This is a genomic window from Pokkaliibacter sp. MBI-7, assembly GCF_029846635.1.
GTDB lineage: Bacteria > Pseudomonadota > Gammaproteobacteria > Pseudomonadales > Balneatricaceae > Pokkaliibacter.
On the sequence record NZ_JARVTG010000002.1, the window covers coordinates 1,167,227 to 1,186,170 of the forward strand.

General features: G+C 56.6%; 15 protein-coding genes. 5 read left to right on the top strand and 10 right to left on the bottom strand.

The features are described 5' to 3' along the window. Window positions 1–54 precede the first annotated feature (54 nt). Window positions 55–927: a 4-hydroxy-tetrahydrodipicolinate synthase gene (dapA, locus tag QCD60_RS25055; protein ID WP_104154084.1), complete on the top strand. Its 873-nt coding sequence runs from the start codon at window positions 55–57 to the stop codon at window positions 925–927. A gap of 111 nt (window positions 928–1,038) precedes the next feature. Here dapA and QCD60_RS25060 read toward each other — a convergent pair whose 3' ends face one another. Then, on the bottom strand, window positions 1,039–2,427 hold the full coding sequence (locus QCD60_RS25060; protein WP_279789557.1) for a PepSY-associated TM helix domain-containing protein: 1,389 nt from the start codon (window positions 2,425–2,427) through the stop codon (window positions 1,039–1,041). Window positions 2,428–2,657: 230 nt separating this feature from the next. After that, entirely contained in the window at window positions 2,658–3,068 is a 411-nt protein-coding gene (locus tag QCD60_RS25065) for a DUF2946 domain-containing protein (RefSeq protein ID WP_279789559.1), read from the bottom strand. A gap of 227 nt (window positions 3,069–3,295) precedes the next feature. Here QCD60_RS25065 and QCD60_RS25070 point away from each other — a divergent pair, with 227 nt between their 5' ends. Next, window positions 3,296–4,018, top strand: a complete 723-nt coding sequence (locus tag QCD60_RS25070; RefSeq protein WP_279789561.1) for a DUF5610 domain-containing protein — start codon at window positions 3,296–3,298, stop codon at window positions 4,016–4,018. Window positions 4,019–4,106: 88 nt separating this feature from the next. Here the strand turns inward: QCD60_RS25070 and QCD60_RS25075 are convergent, their stop codons facing one another. From QCD60_RS25075 to ptsP, 3 genes are read right to left on the bottom strand one after another with little or no spacing between them, the layout of a single operon-like run. Beyond that, window positions 4,107–5,882: a PTS fructose-like transporter subunit IIB gene (locus tag QCD60_RS25075; RefSeq protein ID WP_279789563.1), complete on the bottom strand. Its 1,776-nt coding sequence runs from the start codon at window positions 5,880–5,882 to the stop codon at window positions 4,107–4,109. Window positions 5,883–5,891: 9 nt separating this feature from the next. Next, window positions 5,892–6,842, bottom strand: a complete 951-nt coding sequence (gene pfkB, locus QCD60_RS25080) for a 1-phosphofructokinase (protein WP_279789565.1) — start codon at window positions 6,840–6,842, stop codon at window positions 5,892–5,894. Further along, window positions 6,835–9,750, bottom strand: coding sequence for a phosphoenolpyruvate--protein phosphotransferase (gene ptsP, locus QCD60_RS25085; protein ID WP_279789566.1), 2,916 nt, complete (start codon window positions 9,748–9,750; stop codon window positions 6,835–6,837). Before ptsP ends, pfkB begins: the two co-directional genes overlap by 8 nt. A 560-nt stretch (window positions 9,751–10,310) precedes the next feature. Between ptsP and QCD60_RS25090 the strand changes: the two genes are divergently transcribed. Further along, window positions 10,311–11,321 carry a LacI family DNA-binding transcriptional regulator gene (locus QCD60_RS25090; protein ID WP_279789568.1) on the top strand — a complete coding sequence of 337 codons (1,011 nt, stop codon included), beginning with the start codon at window positions 10,311–10,313 and terminating at the stop codon, window positions 11,319–11,321. Between the two features lie 28 nt (window positions 11,322–11,349). Here QCD60_RS25090 and gcvA read toward each other — a convergent pair whose 3' ends face one another. Continuing rightward, window positions 11,350–12,282: a transcriptional regulator GcvA gene (gene gcvA / locus QCD60_RS25095; RefSeq protein ID WP_279789571.1), complete on the bottom strand. Its 933-nt coding sequence runs from the start codon at window positions 12,280–12,282 to the stop codon at window positions 11,350–11,352. Window positions 12,283–12,415: 133 nt separating this feature from the next. Between gcvA and QCD60_RS25100 the strand changes: the two genes are divergently transcribed. Both QCD60_RS25100 and sstT read left to right on the top strand, forming a co-directional pair. Further along, window positions 12,416–13,291 carry a DMT family transporter gene (locus QCD60_RS25100; protein WP_279789573.1) on the top strand — a complete coding sequence of 292 codons (876 nt, stop codon included), beginning with the start codon at window positions 12,416–12,418 and terminating at the stop codon, window positions 13,289–13,291. 352 nt (window positions 13,292–13,643) lie between these two features. Then, entirely contained in the window at window positions 13,644–14,858 is a 1,215-nt protein-coding gene (gene sstT, locus QCD60_RS25105; protein ID WP_279789575.1) for a serine/threonine transporter SstT, read from the top strand. Window positions 14,859–14,937: 79 nt separating this feature from the next. On the opposite strand, the gene QCD60_RS25110 is transcribed toward sstT, so the two are convergent. From QCD60_RS25110 to QCD60_RS25125, 4 genes are all read right to left on the bottom strand, one after another. Beyond that, a complete protein-coding gene (locus tag QCD60_RS25110; protein ID WP_279791066.1) occupies window positions 14,938–16,242 on the bottom strand; it encodes a TRAP transporter large permease in 1,305 nt (434 codons plus the stop codon). Then, the gene (locus QCD60_RS25115; protein ID WP_279789578.1) at window positions 16,232–16,720 is read right to left on the bottom strand and encodes a TRAP transporter small permease; all 489 of its coding nucleotides are present in this window, start codon (window positions 16,718–16,720) and stop codon (window positions 16,232–16,234) included. The genes QCD60_RS25110 and QCD60_RS25115 overlap by 11 nt, the downstream gene beginning before the upstream one ends. 63 nt (window positions 16,721–16,783) lie before the next feature. After that, window positions 16,784–17,794, bottom strand: coding sequence for a DctP family TRAP transporter solute-binding subunit (locus QCD60_RS25120; RefSeq protein WP_279789580.1), 1,011 nt, complete (start codon window positions 17,792–17,794; stop codon window positions 16,784–16,786). A 636-nt stretch (window positions 17,795–18,430) separates the two neighbouring features. Next, window positions 18,431–18,721: a hypothetical protein gene (locus QCD60_RS25125; RefSeq protein WP_279789582.1), complete on the bottom strand. Its 291-nt coding sequence runs from the start codon at window positions 18,719–18,721 to the stop codon at window positions 18,431–18,433. Window positions 18,722–18,944: the final 223 nt, after the last annotated feature.

Sequence of the window (18,944 nt, forward strand, 5' to 3'; positions counted from 1 at the left end):
CCAGCGTCTGCGAATCTACCGCAAATTAAAAACATGACCTGTTGAGGACACATTATGTTCCGGGGATCGATTACCGCACTTGTTACGCCCTTCCGCGATGGCCAGCTGGATGAGGCGGCGCTGCGCAAGATGGTTCGTTTCCAGATAGAACAAGGCAGCCATGGACTGGTACCTGTCGGCACCACCGGTGAATCACCCACACTGAGCGAAGAAGAGCACAAGCGGGTCATTGAAATCACCGTTGAGGAATGTGCAGGTCAGATCCCGGTTATCGCTGGCGCCGGTTCCAACAACCCCATCGAAGCGATCAAATATTCTCTGCATGCGCAGCAGGCTGGCGCTGATGCCACTCTGCATGTGGCAGGCTACTACAACCGCCCTAATCAGGAAGGTCTGTACCAGCACTTCAAGATGGTACACGACGCTACTGAACTGCCCATCATTCTCTATAACATTCCTCCACGCACCATCGTTGGTCTGGATGTTGACACCATGGCACGTCTGGCCGAACTGCCCCGCGTGGTAGGTGTGAAGGATGCAACAGGTGACGTGACCCGCATCCTGACTGAGCGTCAGCGCATCACCAAACCTTTCAGCTACCTGTCCGGTGACGATATCGCTTCTGTAGCCTACAGCGTCGGCGGCGGCCACGGTTGCATTTCCGTTACTTCCAACGTTGCCCCTGCTCTGGTTTCCCAGCTGCACGAGCTGTGCCTGAATGGCGACTACGCAGCCGCCAAAGCCCTGCAGGACCGTCTGGTGCCCCTGCATAAAGCGCTGTTCCTGGAGCCCAACCCTGCAGGCGCCAAATACGCCGCGTCACTGCTGGGTCTGTGCAGTGAAGAATGCCGTCTGCCAGTGGTTGCCCTGAGCGACGCCAGCAAGGCTGCCATTCGCAGCGCCATGGAAGCACTGGAGCTGATCTGATCAGCCCGATCATTTGCTAAGCACCTTTAGCAAATAGCCGAAAAACAAGAGCGGGCCTGAATGGCCCGCTCTTGTTTTATCTGCACTCACAACTTTTAAGGATAGATGGGCTCAGGCCATATCAACCTCTGCCTGAACACGGGATGCTGTCATTCTCCAGCGCATCACATCGACGATCAGAAAAGCCAGCAGGCTCACGCCCATTACCGGCAGACACCAGCCCAAACCTGTAGCAATCAGTACGACTGCCGTCCGCCAGCCGCCATTCAGGCGTTGCCAGGCATGAGTCAGTGTTTGCGCGGTCACCCCCGCCTGTGGACGTCGACGCCACCACATGCGATACCCCAGCACAATCATCACCGCCAGAGCCAAACCAAAGGCCGCCAGCAGCAGCTGGTTAGGCAGGCCAAACAGGATGCCCATATGGGCATCGATGCCCCAGCGAATCAGTTTGGGAAGCAATGAGAAAGTGGCAAAGTCTGCCCGGCTGGTAATCGCCAGACTGCTGCCATCAATAGCAATGGTATCCACCTGCGTCGGCCAGGAGCGATCGACTTCACGTACCATCCAGGCTTGATCGGCGGCCTTGGGAGGGCGAATTTCGATTTTGGCGGCATCTATACCGCCATCCCGCGCTACCTTGAGGATGGTATCGAACATCGCAGGATCAGCCAGGCTGACCATCGGGGCCGCTGCCTGCATCTGATGATCAGCATGCTCACCCATTGGCATGGCTCCGGCGCCTTCCAGCTGCAAGGATACGGAAGGAGTCACCCAGCCAAACTCGGAGCGTAGAGCGTCGATTCGATCCCCCGCCCATTTGGACCAGGTCAAACCTGTTGCAGAGAAAAACAGCAGCCCCAAGCCGATCCACAGCCCGGTCAGACCATGCAGGCGACGATGACGCAGGTAGCCATTGCGTTTGGCCACTTCGCTGCGGTTCTTGTTGCCGCCCGTCAGCCACAGCGCGAACCCTCCCAGCGCCGCGATCCACAGCCAGGACGCCGCCAGCTCACTGTAATTACGACCGACATCACCGAGCAGCAAATGGCGATGCATATAGTCAATTTTGCTGCGCAGCGGCAGCACTCCACTGGTGCCGTAAACCACCAGATCGCCTTTGACGGCCAGCGTAATCGGGTCAACGAAAATGGCCCGACTTTCCGACTCACCCAACCCTGGCTCACTGAACATGACCCGTGTGGTGGCATGGGCGTCAGGTGCAGGCCGCACGGCAAACAGTTTGCCCTGCCCCGCCATTGCCGCCTGCGCCACTTCGATTTGCTCTGCCAGTGAATGAGCGGGGCCAGTTGCGGTGGTGGTCAGTTGATCCTTATACAGCCAGTCCTCCAGCTGCGGGGTCAGTACATAGGCCGTACCAGTCAACGCTGCGGCCAGAATAAAGGGCCCGACAAATAATCCAATGTAGAAATGCAGACGGGTAATCAATGCCAGTAAAGCAGCTGCCTGACTGACCTGAGAACGATTGATAGATGACATCTGATTTACCTGTATCAACCCACGTTACGACGGTAACAGCAGGACAGGACGATGATCACAGGCTGCCAGTACAGCCTGCCGCCGAGTTTAGAACCTGTTAACGATCTCGCGAGCGATAGCCAGTCAGAGCGAAAAGCGCTGAGGAAGCGACGTTTACTGGTGGTAAATGAGCATCCCTAAAGGCTGTTCAACGCCGTGTGACTGACACGCCGCAGATCGTAAGCACGTTCTCAGATGGAGAACCCGGCAGCAGGCGGCGCACGGGAATTAGCATGGGAATAGCAGCGACAGGAAGGTGGCTGCCAGCATGACGGACACTCTGGCGCGACGACTGCACCGCGCACAGCACCGGCAAACGGCAGCTCATCCAGCAAGCCGGAGAGATGTGCCAGCAACGTACAGTAGCCACATGCATCATGCACACCGGTCACCGGTGTATCTGCATGCGTGTGCCGCTGCTCTGCACCAGACACTGCAGCGACGTGACACAGGGCCGTATCTGCAAACCCGGCCGCAGAATAGGAAGCGGCATTGAGCTGAGCGCCAACCGGTGCCAGATACAACATCAACATCGACAACAACGCTAACCAGGCGGGAGCCCGGCGCATGTGGCGATGCTGATTGAAGGTTGTCTGATACATGGGTGCTCTCAGAAATGCAGGCGCGCATTCTAGCGACAGCCTCTGTGAAAAGGCAGCGTGAAGTGCCGTTCCGGGGTGCGACAAAACAGCGCAGGTGCCTCAGGCAGCGGGTCTGCATAAATCGCGCTCATCACCAATGTGGAAAGAATGAGCACAATTGAGTAAAGACTTTGTCAGGCCAGCCGATACAGCGGGCATCCCCATATCCAGACCAGAGAGGTAGGGAAATGAAAATCGGTAACTATCAGGACACCGGTGGCCAGGTAAGCTATTCCAATAGCCAAAAAACTACCGGAAACACTTCCAGCAACAACGCCTCATCCAGCGCAACCGACAGTACCGAAGATAGCTCAGGTAGCCAGAGCAGCACTGCACTGGGCAGCGGGTTCAGCGTCTCCGACACCATGGAAGAAAACCAGAACCAGATTAACCAGAAGCTGATGGAGGCGGTGTCCACCTTCCAAAGCTCGCTCAAAGACAGCGATGGCGCCCTGGGCCTGGTCATGAAGACCGTCATGGACCGGGTCAGTGAAAGCCTCAACGAAGACGGCAGCAGCTCCGACAGTACAGACAGCAGCAGCCAGGCCGGCTCCACCAGCGGCCCCCAGAGTACCAACCCCTACAGCGACAGCCAGAAAGACTACTGGTCACCAGAAAATACCGCCAAGCGCATCGTTGCCTTCGGTACAGGTTTCTTTGGCCAGTATCTCGACCAGCACAGCGACAAGGATCTGGAGACCGCACTGTCTGACTTCAGTGCGCTGATCAGCGGCGGCATCGACAAAGGCTTCGATGATGCCAAGAAACTGCTCGATGGCATGGGAGTGCTGCAAGGTGATGTGTCAGACAATATCGATGCCACCTATGAGCTGGTTCAAAAAGGTCTGAAAGACTTCATCGACAATTACCCACGCCCCGACTCCAGTAGCTCGACGACCAGCAGCAGCTGATCCTGCACGAGCGACACATAAAAAAGGCGGGGCTTTAACGGCCCCGCCTTCGCTCACTGCTGAGCAAACCTCACATCACTATTAACGCTTAACCCGCTACGGCCACCGCCTCAGCCGTTTTCTGTTTGACCAGCATATAACCGATACCGGTAATCAGTGAGCCAATCACGATAGCGCCGATATACAGCATCACATGACTAATGGCATTGGGAATAAACAGCACGAAGATACCGCCGTGTGGCGCCATCAGCTGCGCATTGAAGATCATCGACAGGGCACCTGTCACTGCACCACCGACCATACAGCAGGGAATGACACGCAGTGGGTCTTTGGCCGCAAAGGGAATCGCACCTTCAGAAATAAAGCACAAGCCCAGCACGAATGACGCCTTACCGGCTTCCTGCTCCGCCAGCGTGAACTTGTTGCGCGCCAGGAAGGTGGCAATGCCCATGCCAATAGCGGGTACCATCCCGGATGCCATGACCGCGGCCATCGGCTCATATGTCTGACTGGCCAGCAGCCCGACACCGAAGGTATAGGCAGCCTTGTTGACCGGGCCACCCAGGTCAAAGCACATCATCGCGCCCAGAATAACCCCCAGCAGTACGGCATTGGCAGAGCCCATGCTTTTCAGGAACTCAGTCATGGTCGACATGATGGAAGCCACAGGGCCGCCCACCACATAGATCATCACTAGCCCGGTCAGCAGGGTCGACAACAGCGGGATAATCAGAATCGGCTTCAGGGCTTCGAGGTTTTTCGGTAGCTGCACCTTATCCACCAGGAATCTGGCGCTGTAACCGGCAATAAAGCCCGCCGCGATGCCGCCGAGGAAGCCCGCACCAATCGAGCTGGCCAGCATACCGCCAACCAGACCGGGCGCCAGACCCGGACGGTCAGCAATGGAATAGGCGATGTAGCCTGCCAGTACCGGAATCATCAGGGCGAAGGCAGAGCCACCACCGATTTTCATCAGCGCAGCGGCCAGTGTGCCTTCCTGCTTGAATGCCTCGATACCAAAAACGAATGACAGCGCAATGATCAGACCACCGGCTACTACCACCGGCAGCATGAAGGACACGCCCGTCATCAGGTGCTTGTAGGCACCTGTTTTTTCTTTCTTGAAGGTCTTTTTCACCTCGCCCTGAGCAGCGGCAGCGGATTCAACCTGCGCCTCTGCCTGCGCCAGCCGGATGACTTCCGCTGACTTCTTGAGCGCGTTACCGGTACTGGTGCGATAGATACGTTTACCGGCGAAGGGCGCGGTGTCCACTTCGATATCCACGGCCAGAATGACCAGATCTGCCCTGGCAATGTCTTCGTCGCTCAGAGTGTTCTTGGCGCCCACCGAACCACGTGTTTCCACCTTGACCTTGTGACCCTGACGGGTACCGGCGTCCTGCAGCGCTTCGGCTGCCATGAAGGTATGCGCCACACCGGTCGGACAGGCGGTCACAGCGATGATATTGAGACAATCGCTGGCAACCGCAGGGGTGGCAGCGATGGCTACTGGCGCGCTCGATATCTTGGCAGCGGCAGAGACAGCCGCGCCTTCGACTACTCGGGCATTGAGATTAGCGCGCTCCAGCCACTCCACCGGGTTTTCCAGTGTTTCGGTTACCGAACCACGGAATGCCCGTTTGCCCGCAAAGCGGGCCATATCGACCACGCCTTCGGCAGCAATAGCGATCAGATCTGCTGCGGCGATCTGCGCGGCAGTGAGCATCTGCGCGGGCTGTACGCTGGAGTGAATTTCTGCCGTGGCATCCCAGTTAAGTACAGCAGCGGCTTTTTTCAGCGCCGTTGCTGCCATAAAGCTGGTGGTCAGGCCACTGGGGCATTGAGTTACGATCAGGACTTTCATGGGCTCTCCTTAACAGGAAAACGCAAGTGGCATGACAGACACTTGTTGTTTTAATTGATTGAGTCGTTCTGTGTCGGGAATACCAACACCAATCTGACTGACTGCCAGTGCTGCCACTGCGGTCGCCAGTTGCAGAGTGTCGGCAACGGCAAGTTGATTGAGCAAACCATAGGTCAGACCGGCGACCAGACTGTCTCCGGCCCCGACGGTACTGACGACAGATACGCGGGGTGGCAGGGCCTGCCAGGCGCCGTCGCGACTGTACCAGCGCACACCGCGCTCGCCATCGGACAACACCACGTGACGAATACCGAGAGCGAGCAGCTTACGCACTGCCTGCTCCTGAGCCTCAGCATCCGGCAAAGCAGTACCGGTCCACTGCTCAAGCTCTTCAACATTGGGCTTGATCAGATCAGGTACCGCTGCCACCGCGGCATGCAAAGCCTGACCACTGGTGTCCACCAGAATGGTCTTACCGTGCTGACGCAGCAGCCCGATAATCTGGCCATAGCTGTCAGCAGCCAGCCCGCGAGGCAGACTGCCACTCAGCACAAAGACGTCCGCCTGTTCACACAGCGCCAGCAGCCGTTGCTGCAAGGTCTGCCAGACGGCCTCGGAGACGGTGATGCCGGGTAAGTTGATATCGGTGACACGCCCCTGTTGTTCCGACAGCTTGACGTTGATACGGGTCGCGCCCTGCTCCAGCAGAAAGTGGTTATCCAGCTGTAACTGGGCGAACAGATGCTCAAACGCATCGCTGTTGTCCTGTCCCAGAATGCCGGTGACCGCCACCTGCTCCTGCAGATCACGCAGTACCATGGCGACATTGATACCCTTGCCCGCTGGGCGCAGATTACCCTGTCTGGCCAGATTAACCTCTCCGGGCACAAGCTCACCCAGCTGCACTGTCAGATCCAACGCCGGGTTCAGCGTCAGGGTCACTACCGGGCGCTTAACCATGACGCACTCCTGCCAGCTCGTCCGTCTCCAGCAAAGGCAGTGCTCTGACCGCTTCACTGCTGTCGGCAGCCAGCGCGCGCTCTGCCAGATCGCGGGCCGCCTGCAGCGACAGCTGACGCAGATGCGCTTTGACACGGGGGATGGCACGCATCGACATGCTTAGCTCTTTCACCCCGAGGCCGGTAAGAATGGCGGCACCATGAGGATCCGAAGCCAGCTCGCCACATACCCCCACCCAGATACCATGACGATCTGCCGCGCGTACGGTCATGTCGATCAGACGCAGCACCGCAGGGTTGATGGAATCAGCCTGACGTGACAGCTCCGGATGACCACGGTCGATGGCCAGCGCGTATTGCGTCAGGTCATTGGTACCGATGGAGAAGAAGTCGACCTCTTTAGCAAATATGTCCGCCATCAGGGCAGCCGAAGGCACTTCAATCATGATGCCCAGCTCAATATTGCTGCCGGGATAGTCCACCACCACCTCATCGAACATGGCACGCAGGGCACGCCATTCATGAATATCAGTGACCATGGGGAACATGATGCGTAACCGGCGGCCATTGGCGGCAGTCAGCAGGGCATGCAACTGACGCTTGAGCGTTTCCGGGTAACGCAGGGAAAGACGAATACCGCGCACGCCAAGGAAGGGGTTCTCCTCCTTGTCGATAGGCATATAAGGCAGCGGCTTGTCACCACCCACATCCAGTGTACGCACGATCAGTGGGCGATCAGCGCCCAGCGCATCCAGTACCCGGGCATATTCGGCACGCTGCTCTTCCAGCGTGGGCTCCTGCGGGTAATCCATGTAGATAAATTCGGAGCGGAACAGCCCCACCCCTTCACAGCCATGATCGATGGCCTTGTCGACACTTTTCGCGGCAGTCAGATTGGCCATGACTTCGATATGATGGCCATCGGTTGTCACCGCGGGTTCGAAACGACTGGCATAAGCCTGTTCAGCCAGTGCCTTTTCGCGCGCCATGGTGGCGCGGGCCTGATCCAGCGCAGCCTGATCAGGCGCTACTTTCAGAGTACGCGCTTCACAGTCAACGATAACGGGCGTACCGGGTTCCAGCGTCAGCACCTGCGGGCCGCAACCGACCAGCAGGGGGATGCCCAGCGTCCGGGCAAGAATAGCGGCGTGGGAGGTGACACCACCGGCAGCGGTGACCACGGCACGCACCTTGCTCAGATCCAGATCACTGATCTCTGAAGGCGCGATTTCCTGACAGACCAGCACATGCTCTGTCTGAATGGCATCACTGCCACCCTGTCCAGTCAGTTGCGCCAGCACCCGGTTGCCGACATCACGAATGTCGATGGCACGCTCGGCCAGCAATAGTTCCTTGCTCTGCTCCTGAACACTGGCCAGTGCTTCAAAACTCTGCTGCCAGCCCCATTCGGCACTGTCGCCACGGCGCACATGCTGCTCCGCTTCCTGCTGCATTTCCGGGTCCAGTAACAACTCCAGATGCATGGCAATAATCTGCGCCAGCTCGGTATTGGCGGTGGATTCAAGACGCTTGTTGAGCTGCTCCCCCACCGCTGCTACAGCCGTCTTCAGGCGTGCCAGCTCTACACTGGCGGGGCCCGCCTGATGGGCAAACTCGAACTTGGGCTCAGACATCACATAGGCAGGAGCAATGGCCACACCGGGCGCGCCGGTCAAACCACTGATGGCATCACCTGCCTGCAGCCGTACCACGGGGGCACTGACAGACTCTGACTCCAGTGCCACCACCACTGCCTCACTGGCAGCCTGTTGCTGAAATCCGCGCACCACCGGATCGCCCAGCCCGGCACTGATGGCTTCGCCGATAGTGGCCAGTGCCGCAGCCGCATCAGCGCCTTCTGCCGTGATCTGCAAACGGTGACCGAGCTGCGCGCCCAGGCTGATCAGCTTGGTCACACTGCGCGCGGAGACTGCCGGGCTGTCGCTGTCGAGGTTTTCAACCCATATTTCGGCTTCAAAGCCTTTGGCGATACGCGCCAGATTGGCAGCCGGGCGGGCATGCAGACCATGAGACATGGGTAAGGGGCAGATCAGCTGCTGACCGTCCAGTTTCTGCACCAGCAGATGACGGACAACGTCCAGTGCACGCCGGGATTCCGCCAGTACCTTGAGCCGCCCCTCAAGCTTCAGCTCGGTCAGGCGCTCAAGCAGAGGCAGGTGCTGGTCATTATGAGTAGAAATGGCAATCAGCACGTCGAGGCTGTTGCCGTAGAGGCTGACCGGCTGTGCGGGCTGCACCACAGCCGCGGCACCGTTGTCGGCCTGAGAGGCGACGGCCACCAGCCATACGCCTTCGCCCAGATACTGGGGCGGCGTGGCATAAAGACTGATCAGATCCTGCTGGATGATGGCCTGTTTATTCCACAGGATGGCGCCTGCCAGCGCCACCAGTTCACTGTAACTGGTAGCGACTGAGTGCATACGGACCTGATCGGCTCCCAGCAGAAAGGCGCCACTGGCGGTCTCACCACTGAGAATCGCGCGAACCTCTTCGGCCCCACTGCAGCTATGCAGTCGTTGCGCCAGTTGCTCATCAGCGATGACGTGTGTTAGTTGGCGGAGAATACTCAGATGCTCATCGGACCTGGCAGCGATACCGATAGCGGTATAGACCGTTTGCCCTGCACCCCACTCCACCCCGGCCGGGAAACGTACCACTTTCAGGCCGGTCTGTCTGACCAGCTCGCGGGTATCTGTTGTGCCGTGGGGGATGGCAATACCATTGCCAAGATAGGTGGAGGTTTGTTGTTCTCTGGCGAGCATGCCTTCGCGATAGCCTGCTTCGACCATTCCATCTGCCTGCAGCTGATCAGCAATCAGACTGATGGCTTCGACTTTACCGGCTGCCTGGGCTGACAGGGTAATGTCTTCAGGAGTGAGTTTTAACATTGTTATACCCCTAGACGTGTTGGTACTGCGTTTTACGCTGTCCCTTGCGGGCAATCTATTTATTAAGGGTGTTCCATTCGGTGAATTTAGCCAGTATACAGGACATCAGCTAAATCGATTCTGCCAAATGCTGAATGGATTCAGCAAAAAATGCAAGCTAAGATCGTTTTCGCGATTTCGCCAGCAGGAGCACCACAAGGTGAAAAGCACTGGGGAACCACCCTTCACGGGTGATCAATGTGCTGATGACATCCCATCCGCTTTCCGACAGTCTTTTCAGCGGCGTGGGGCCAAAGTGCAGCAGATCGAAAACACGTATCACGAATTCCTGGATTGAACCTGGGGACAGACTGTCGCCTGCGGAAGAGCAGGTCGTTGCGTTGCCCCTGACAGAGGCAGTCCCTACAATGCAACATCCCTGACCTTGCTGGTGAGTGTGGTTGTGTCTGGCCTTGAGTGCCGTGCCTGCTACGCCAGAAAACACTGAAAACCTACCGGGTTAGTCAGATATTCGGCCGGCAGACTACAACTCTAAATCGTCAGGGAGTGCCATAGCAGTGATGGAGACCACATTGAAGCTCGAAGAGATCGCCAAACTCGCCGGCGTTTCCAAATCCACCGTCAGCAGTGTGCTGAACGGCAAGGCTGAGAAATACCGCATCAGTACCGAAACCCAGGCACGTGTACTGGAGGTGGTCAATCACCACGGCTACCAGCCCAATCACTCCGCTGCTGCCCTACGCCGCGGGCGGAGCCATTCCATCGGTTTTATCGTGCCGGACTTTGAAAATCGCAGTTATCTGCGTATTGCCAAGCGGCTGGAAGCCCTTGCCCGCAGCAATGGATTCCAGCTGATTATCAGCAGCTCCGATGACGACAGAACGACCGAGTTACAGGCCGCGCGCAATCTGGTTGCCCGCGGTGTGGATGCCTTGCTGGTCTCGTCCTGTGTTGATGATGACGCCGAACTGTATGGTGATATGGTCCGTCAGGGGACACCCGTGATTGCACTCGACCGCCCCCTTCCTGACAGCTTCAGCAATGTCATCAGTGATGACGAACAAGGTGCCTTTGAGCTGACCAGCAGTCTTAAGCTCTCTGGAGATGCACATGTTGCGCTGTTTGGCGCGCTCCCCAGCCTGACCGTCAGTCAACGGCGCGAGGCGGGCTTCCGCCGGGCCCTTGAGCATCTGCCTGCGCAGCAGGTGCACTGCTTTTACGGCGCCCATTTTGACAGCAGCAACGGCATCCAGCTGCTGGATCAGGCGGTGAACAGGCTGGGCAAACTGCCCGATGCCCTTGTCACGACCTCATACAGCCTGCTGGAAGGCGTGGTTGAAAATCTGCAGCAGCGTGCGGAAGGCAACGTACTGCAAGCCGATGGCTCTATTCAGCTGGCGACCTTTGGCAACAGCCGACTGCTGGACTTCCTGCCGCTTCCCGTCAACTCCCTGCCACAGCGCTATGAGCTGATTGCCGAGGCAGCGTGGAAACTGGCCAGTGAAGCCATTGATGGCAGCCGTGAGCCACAGCAGATTGTGATCAATCGCATCCTGCAACGACGTGCCTGAAGCCTGCGGCATACAGGAGTGACTAGGCTCACTCCTGCAGTGCAGACGGCGCCGTTACCGAACTCTCCAGCATCCATTCACAGAATGCCTTCACTGCAGGGCGACTTTCGGCCATCGGCAGCCGCAACATCCGGTACATGTAAGGCCCCTGCACAGATATGTCCTCAAGCAGGGTCACCAGCGCCCCGATTTCCAGCGCATTGTTGAGCATCGGCGCGCTGGCGATAGCGACGCCCTGCCCCGCCATGGCCGCCTCCAGGGTCAGATAAGTGTGAGAAAACCACAATCCGGGCAGCTTGCTGGGCGTCGTCACGCCACAGGCTGTCAGCCATTTCTTCCAGTTCACCTGCTCGCTGATCAGCGGCTCAAAATCATCATGCAGTAAGGTCACCTGCAATAAATCAGCGGGAACGCTGATCGGATGCTCCTCGAGAAAACGTGGGCTGGCCACCGCGACAAAGTGCTCGGCAAACAGTTCATCGACCTTGAGATCAGGATACGGGCCAGTCCCCAGACGGATGCTGACATCGACTGGTTCACGAAACAGGTCGGCTGGTTTGATTACTCCCTGCAACCGCACCTCAAACTCAGGATGACGGCGGGTGAAGCCGGACAGACGCGGCATCAGCCAGCGGGTCACAAAGGATGAAATGGAACTGATGGTCACCACATTTTCCCGCCCACTTTCACTCTGTAATTGCTGGGTAGCCGCACTCAGGGTATCCAGCACATAGTGCACGGTTTCAGCATAACGCCGCCCCAGCGGCGTGAGGCTGATGCCTCTCGGGTGGCGCAGGAACAGCTGCAACCCAGTTGCAGCTTCCAGCTGTTTTATCTGATGGGCCACAGCACCAGCAGTAATAAACAACTCTTCAGCTGCACGCTGGAAGCTTTCGTGACGAGCTGCGGCATCAAAGGCACGCAGTGCGTTCAACGGCGGCAGTGACTGACCGTAAGACATAATTATTTTAGGCCTGACTTCTGAAATTATTGATTTGTCGAGAAGTATAGACTCAGCGAAACTGCTTGCCATATCAATTACCTGACTGGCACGGGAGTGATACACCAGTCTTCGCTAAGTGTGAGCAGCCATCATGAAACACCTAATGGGTTCAGCGCTTATTCTCGTTTCTGCAGCCGGTTTTGGCAGTATGGCCATCTTCGCCCATACCGCCTATGCCGACGGCGTCGATACCGCCAGTCTGCTGGCTATCCGCTTTATACTGGCAGCCATCGTTCTGACTGTCTGGGTGCGTATCAAGGGCATCCCTATGCCGACAGGTAAAGAATTGCGTGGCTATATCGTGATGGGCTGTATCTATGCAGCAACATCCTTCGGCTATTTTCAGGCGCTTAACTATGCCAGCTCGGCCACCGTCGCCCTGCTGCTTTATACCTTCCCGATCATGGTCACCATTGCCTCAGCGATCTTGGGCCTGGACCGCTTTGGTCCGGCGGAGTGGATTGCGCTGACCGGTATCTTTGTTGGCATGGTACTGCTGCTGGGAACCGGGGTGCAGGCTACCCTGCCCGGGGTTGTCCTGGCGCTGGGGGCTGCGGTGCTGTATTCCGGCTATATCCTGCTCGGCAGCCGTCTGGGCAGCGATACTCACCCTCTGGCAGCCACCAGCACTGTATTACTGTCTGCGGGCAGCATCTATCTGCTGATGGCACTGACCAAAGGCATACATCTGCCCCACAGTATGGGCGGCTGGGTATCGGTCAGCCTGATTGCTCTGTTCGGTTCCATTCTCGGCATCATGACCTTCGTCGCCGGCCTTAAACTGGTTGGGCCTACTCTGGCAGCTATTTTGTCGACCCTTGAGCCGGTGGTGACCATCATTCTGGGTGTGTCATTTCTCGGCGAAGCCCTCGGCGGCTACGCACTTCTCGGAGGGGGGCTTATTATCGCCGCCTCCATTGGTCTTGCGATGACTCGCCTGTGGCGTCAGCGGCAACTGGCTACCTGATATGAGGTGAGATCATCGCTCAGCATCATGCTCACCGGTTGCACTTACAGATCAGATTTATACACGTCTCTTCCTTGGGGGCATCGTCCCCCTCCCCCACGCCATGGCCACCTTGTTCATGGCGTTTTTTATTTCGCCACGCCATAACCGAACAAAAATCAACTAACGTCACTTTTCACTACATATTTTCATCACTGTGGGTATTTGATTAGTGATTTTCATCAATGGACCGAGTTTATTCCTGTCTTCACCAGAAGTTCTGCTATAAAGTGGCGCCGCCTGAGGAAGCAACCCGGCGTTGCACTCTAGGCTGTCAACATGCGTAGAAGGATCTATTACAAGAAGGAAAACTATGAGCCATTTACAATCTGCCTCTGTCTCTTCTCGTCGAGCACCCGGTTTGGTCGTTCAGATTCTGATCGGGATCATTCTGGGAATAGGTCTGGCGCAAATCTCCCCGCCCACTGCGACCTCGGTTGGCCTGCTTGGCTCCCTGTTCGTCAGCGCCCTAAAAGCGGTCGCTCCCATTCTGGTCTTCGTACTGGTGGCCTCGTCCATTGCCAATCATCGTCAGGGCAGCGAAACCCATATTCGCCCCATTCTCTATCTTTATCTGTTCGGTACGTTCAGCGCCGCACTGGTAGCCGTGGCCATGAGTTTCCTCTTCCCTACCACCCTGGAACTGGTCAGCAAGGGAGCTGAAGCCACCGCCCCCCAGGGTATTGGCGAAGTGCTGCATACGTTGCTGTTCCGCGTCGTTGATAACCCCATCAATGCCCTGATGACCGGTAATTTTATCGGCATTCTGGCCTGGGCTGTCGGTCTGGGTATTACCCTGCGTCAGGGTAGCGAAAGCACACGCAAGGTGTTGAAGGATGTTGCGGACGGCGTATCGGCCATCGTCAGGCTGGTGATTCGCTTTGCTCCCATCGGCATCTTCGGTCTGGTTACCAGCACTTTTGCTGAAACCGGCTTTGCCGCCCTGCAGGGTTACAGCCATCTTCTGATTGTTCTGATCGGTTCCATGCTGCTGATTGCGCTGGTGGTGAACCCGCTGATCGTATTCTTCAAACTGCGCCGCAACCCCTATCCGCTGGTACTGAAATGCCTGCGTGAAAGTGGCGTGACCGCCTTTTTCACCCGCAGCTCTGCCGCCAACATCCCGGTCAACCTGGACCTGTGCAAACGACTGGATCTGCATGAAGACACCTACTCTGTCTCCATTCCACTGGGTGCCACCATCAACATGGCAGGCGCAGCCATCACCATTACCGTACTGTCTCTGGCCGCAGCTCATACGCTGGGCATTCAGGTAGACCTGCTGACAGCCCTGCTGCTGAGCGTGGTCGCCTCGATTGCCGCCTGTGGCGCGTCCGGCGTAGCGGGTGGCTCACTGCTGCTGATCCCGCTGGCCTGCAGCCTGTTTGGTATCTCCAACGATGTTGCCATGCAGGTCGTTGCCATCGGCTTTATCATCGGCGTGCTACAAGACTCAGCCGAAACCGCTCTGAACAGCTCTACTGATGTACTGTTCACCGCTGCTGCTTGTAAGGTGGAAAATATCTAATAGCCATTTCCCACTGCACTAAACAAACAAACCGCCAGCTGGCGGTTTGTTTGTTTCAGATTAACAACGCTTTTATGAGTTACCAGTTACCGACGACATAGCCAAGCTTGTCGGGCAACCACAAAGCAATGCCGGGGACCAGCATCACCAGTACCAGACTGAGCAGCATGGCGAGGATAAAGATCAGCGTCCAGCCGACGGTCTGCTCCAGGCGAATACCGGCAATCCGGGTCGTGACCATCAGGTTTACCGCTACCGGTGGAGTGAACTGACCAATAGCGATGTTCATCGCCAGCAGAATGCCGAACCAGACCGGATTCCAGCCAAAATGCTGCATCAGCGGCAAAACGATGGGGATCAGGATGAGATAAATGGATACCGCATCCAGCAGCATCCCCGCCAGTAACACCAGAACCATCACCAGCACCAGTAAGGTCCAGCCATTCTCTGACAGGGACAACAGTGCCTGCGCCAGATGCTGGAATGTGCCCAGTGTAGTGCCTGCCCAGGCAAAGATTCCTGCCAGCGCAATGATCAGCATCACCACGCCTGAGGTCACTGCCGACTCTTCCAGCAGCTCCCACATACCGCGCAGGCTCAGGCTACGATAGATCACTACACCGACTATGACACCATACGCCACGGCCACAACCGCGGCTTCCGTCGGCGTAAACAGTCCCGAACGCAAGCCACCGAGAATGATGACTGGCGCCAGCAAGGCGGGGATCGCTTCGCGAAAACTCTTGCCAAGTGGTGGTCGCTCAGATGCCTCGGGTGACTCCCAGCCATTGCGCTTGGCCAGCCACCAGGCTGGTAACAGCAAAGACAGACCTGCCAGAATGCCCGGGAATAATCCGGCAGCAAACAGGGCTCGCAGGTCAACACCGGGGACCACGATGGAATAGAGAATCAGGGCGATTGAAGGAGGAATCAGTATCGCCGTCGATGATGAGGCGGCGATAAGTGAGGCCGAGAAGGCTTGCGGATAACCGGCGCGCTTCATGCTGGGCAGCATGACCATGGCCACCGCCGCCGCATCAGCCGGGCCAGAGCCACTCATGCCACCCATGATCAGGCACACAAGAATGGCAACAACGGCAAGACCACCGTGACGTGGGCCAATAATCGCCTGGGCGAAGCGTACCAGACTGGCCGCCACCCCCGCCCGCTCAAAAATCGCTCCGGTCAGGATAAACAGGGGAATGGCTATCAGCGGGTACTTGGCCACACTATTGTAAGTGTTTGTCCCCAGGGTAGCCAGCATGTCGGTACTCAGACCACTGAGAATGCCAACGACACCGCCCAGTCCGAGCGCGAAGGCTACCGGCACACCTAAAAACAGCGCCAGCATGAACGCCAGAATCATCAGCAGATCAGGACTCATCATGACCTCCCCGATGTGCGCTCAAACGATCACGCAGACTCAAGGTCATTCGCAACAGGATGGCCAGCGCCAGGACAGGCAGCCAGATGACGTAGATCCAGTTTGGCAAACCCAGCCCGGGGGAAAGGGAATCCCACTGATACTCTTCTAACGCAAAGGTGCTGCCATACCAGATCACGATTGCCAGCACGGTTACCCCGGCCAGCCATTGCAGCACGTACACCAGCGGCAGCCAGTTGCGTGGTAACAGGTGCTCGATCAGCTCAATGCGAATATGAGCGTTTTGCCGTGCGGCGACAGCTGCGCCAGCAAAGGTCATGACCACCAGCAGGAAAACCGAGAATTCTTCAGTAAATGCAAAAGAAGCATCAGTAGCGTAACGAACCACTACGTTGGCGAGACTGATAAGACAGATGATGGATAGAGCCAGGGCAGCCAGAATGGCTTCGAGGCGGGCTCCAGGTCGTCGCTCTGACATGGAATAACTCCAATTACTGGACCGCCGGTGACCCGGCGATCCGACTTCTACATTAGCAGGGGGTTATTGCGGACGCTTGGCGATGGCGTCCTGAGCAGCCTTCAACAGTGCTTCGCCAACCTGAGGTGTCCACTTCTGATAGACAGACCCGGTCGCTTTAACAAAGGCATCATGCTGTTCGGCATTCAGGTCGGTCACTTCAACACCACGCTCACGAATTTTTGCCAGCGTATCTGCGACTTCTGCGCGAGACTTTTCAATTTCCCATTTACCGGCATCCTCAGCGGCCTGCTTCAGTAACTGCTGATCTTCAGGGCTGAACTCACGCCACACGCGCGTGCTGACGGCAAATACCAGCGGATCAGCCATGTAATGCCACTGTGTCAGGTACTTCTGGCCGACCTGATCAATACGCGCCACATCGAATACCGACAGTGGGTTTTCCTGTCCGTCCACCGCACCAGTGGTCAGTGCGGGTTTGGCATCAGCCCAGCTCATCTGGGTCGGGTTGGCACCCAGTGCGGTAAAGGTGTCCTGGAACAATGGCGAACCAACAACGCGGATTTTCAGCCCTTTCAGATCTTCCGGCTGACTGATCGCATGCTTGGAGTTGGACAGCTCGCGGAAGCCATTCTCACCCCAGGCCAGAGGCGTCACACCGCGCTTTTCGATGGCAGAAAATACCATTTTTCCCGCCTCGCCCTGAGTGATGGCATCAATGGCATTGTTGTCAGGCATCAGGAATGGCAGCGAGAACAGGTTCAGCTCAGGCACCTGGGGTGACCAGTTGATGGTTGAGCCGACCGCCATGTCGATCAGGCCAGAGCGCATCGCTGAAAACTCTTTGGTCTGATCGCCAGAAACCAGTTGGGAATTGGAGTAAATCTTCATGTTGATACGGCCGCCGGAGCGCTCTTTTACCAGCTCAACCCATTTGTCCGCAGCCTGTCCCCAGGGAAATGCACTGGGCAGCACAGTGGATACGGTGTATTCAGCTTTATAGTCAGCGTGTGCAAGAGGTGACAGTACAGCACAGGTAGCAATGGCCAGAAGGGTACGACGTGAGATGGACATGATGTTTCCTTCGTTTTTATGGTTGTCAGGGTCGGCGCTTGACTACGCCTGTGTACCCAATTTTTCAGGATCAGTGATTGCCCGTCATCTTCCCTATGATTTCAACCGAATATCATGGGACAAGTGCTGGCAATGCATCATGCAGGCTGGATAAGCCAAATTGACCAGATTGAGAACACCTGAAGATCAGCATCACCAGCATCTGAAGGCATGATGTACCGCGACATGACACATATGACGGTCATGTCAGCTATCCATTGCTGCCATCAAAAGTGGGGAACTCTGCAGATCACTCATCGGTTCAAGGAGAACGTCGGGGGTTGCCCGGCATACTAATTCGTTCTCTCAACAGGACCTTTTGGGTCTGTTGCTGGCTGGATGCGAGAGCAAATTTCACAGTCGAAAAATACTATAGTGCCCAGCAATAAATGGGTAGCAATAATCCGGACAAATAAGACGTAAGGCTAATACCCTCAATGGGAGATAAGCCTATTTCCCTGTTGAGCTGTATTAAATAATGAACAAATAAAAAAGAGCAGTGCCTCAGGCAGCCTGCTCTTTTCCCGAATCCCATCTTATCCTGCAGTGATTCGATCAACGAAATTGCCGCGACTACATCCTGCAGCCGCGGCGAGACTAATCACCAGCACTTTTCAATCTACTCTGACACTGCAACAGCACCTCGCCAGAAGAACCTTTCGCCTCAATAGCACTGCGCTTTGCCTCGGTTGCAGTGGCTGCAGTCAGCTTCTGCTCGTGCTGCTCACTGACGCCCGAGAGAGGCCGAACTGCGCCGCCGTCGCGGTACAGGCCAATATCTTTGAGCAAGTGTGGTGGCAAATGTTTTACCTGCTGAAATGTCAGGTCGTTATTCGCTTTGTTTTTTAGCTTGGTGTAGGCAACCAGAATCAGGCCAACAATATTCATTTCTTCTCTCCGCTTTAAATAGCGCGAGAAATACACTTAGCCTGATCAAAAAGAAGGGGGTATTTCTGACGGCCACGTGCATTTCCCGCGGCCGATTGGATGATGACTATCCGGCGAACGGGCGATCAGTATTGCAATTACGTCGGTGGGCGACGCAATACACTGATGCTTGGGATCGGATAGTCATGGTCATACGAATTGTCTCTTTATGTCTTTAGAAGAC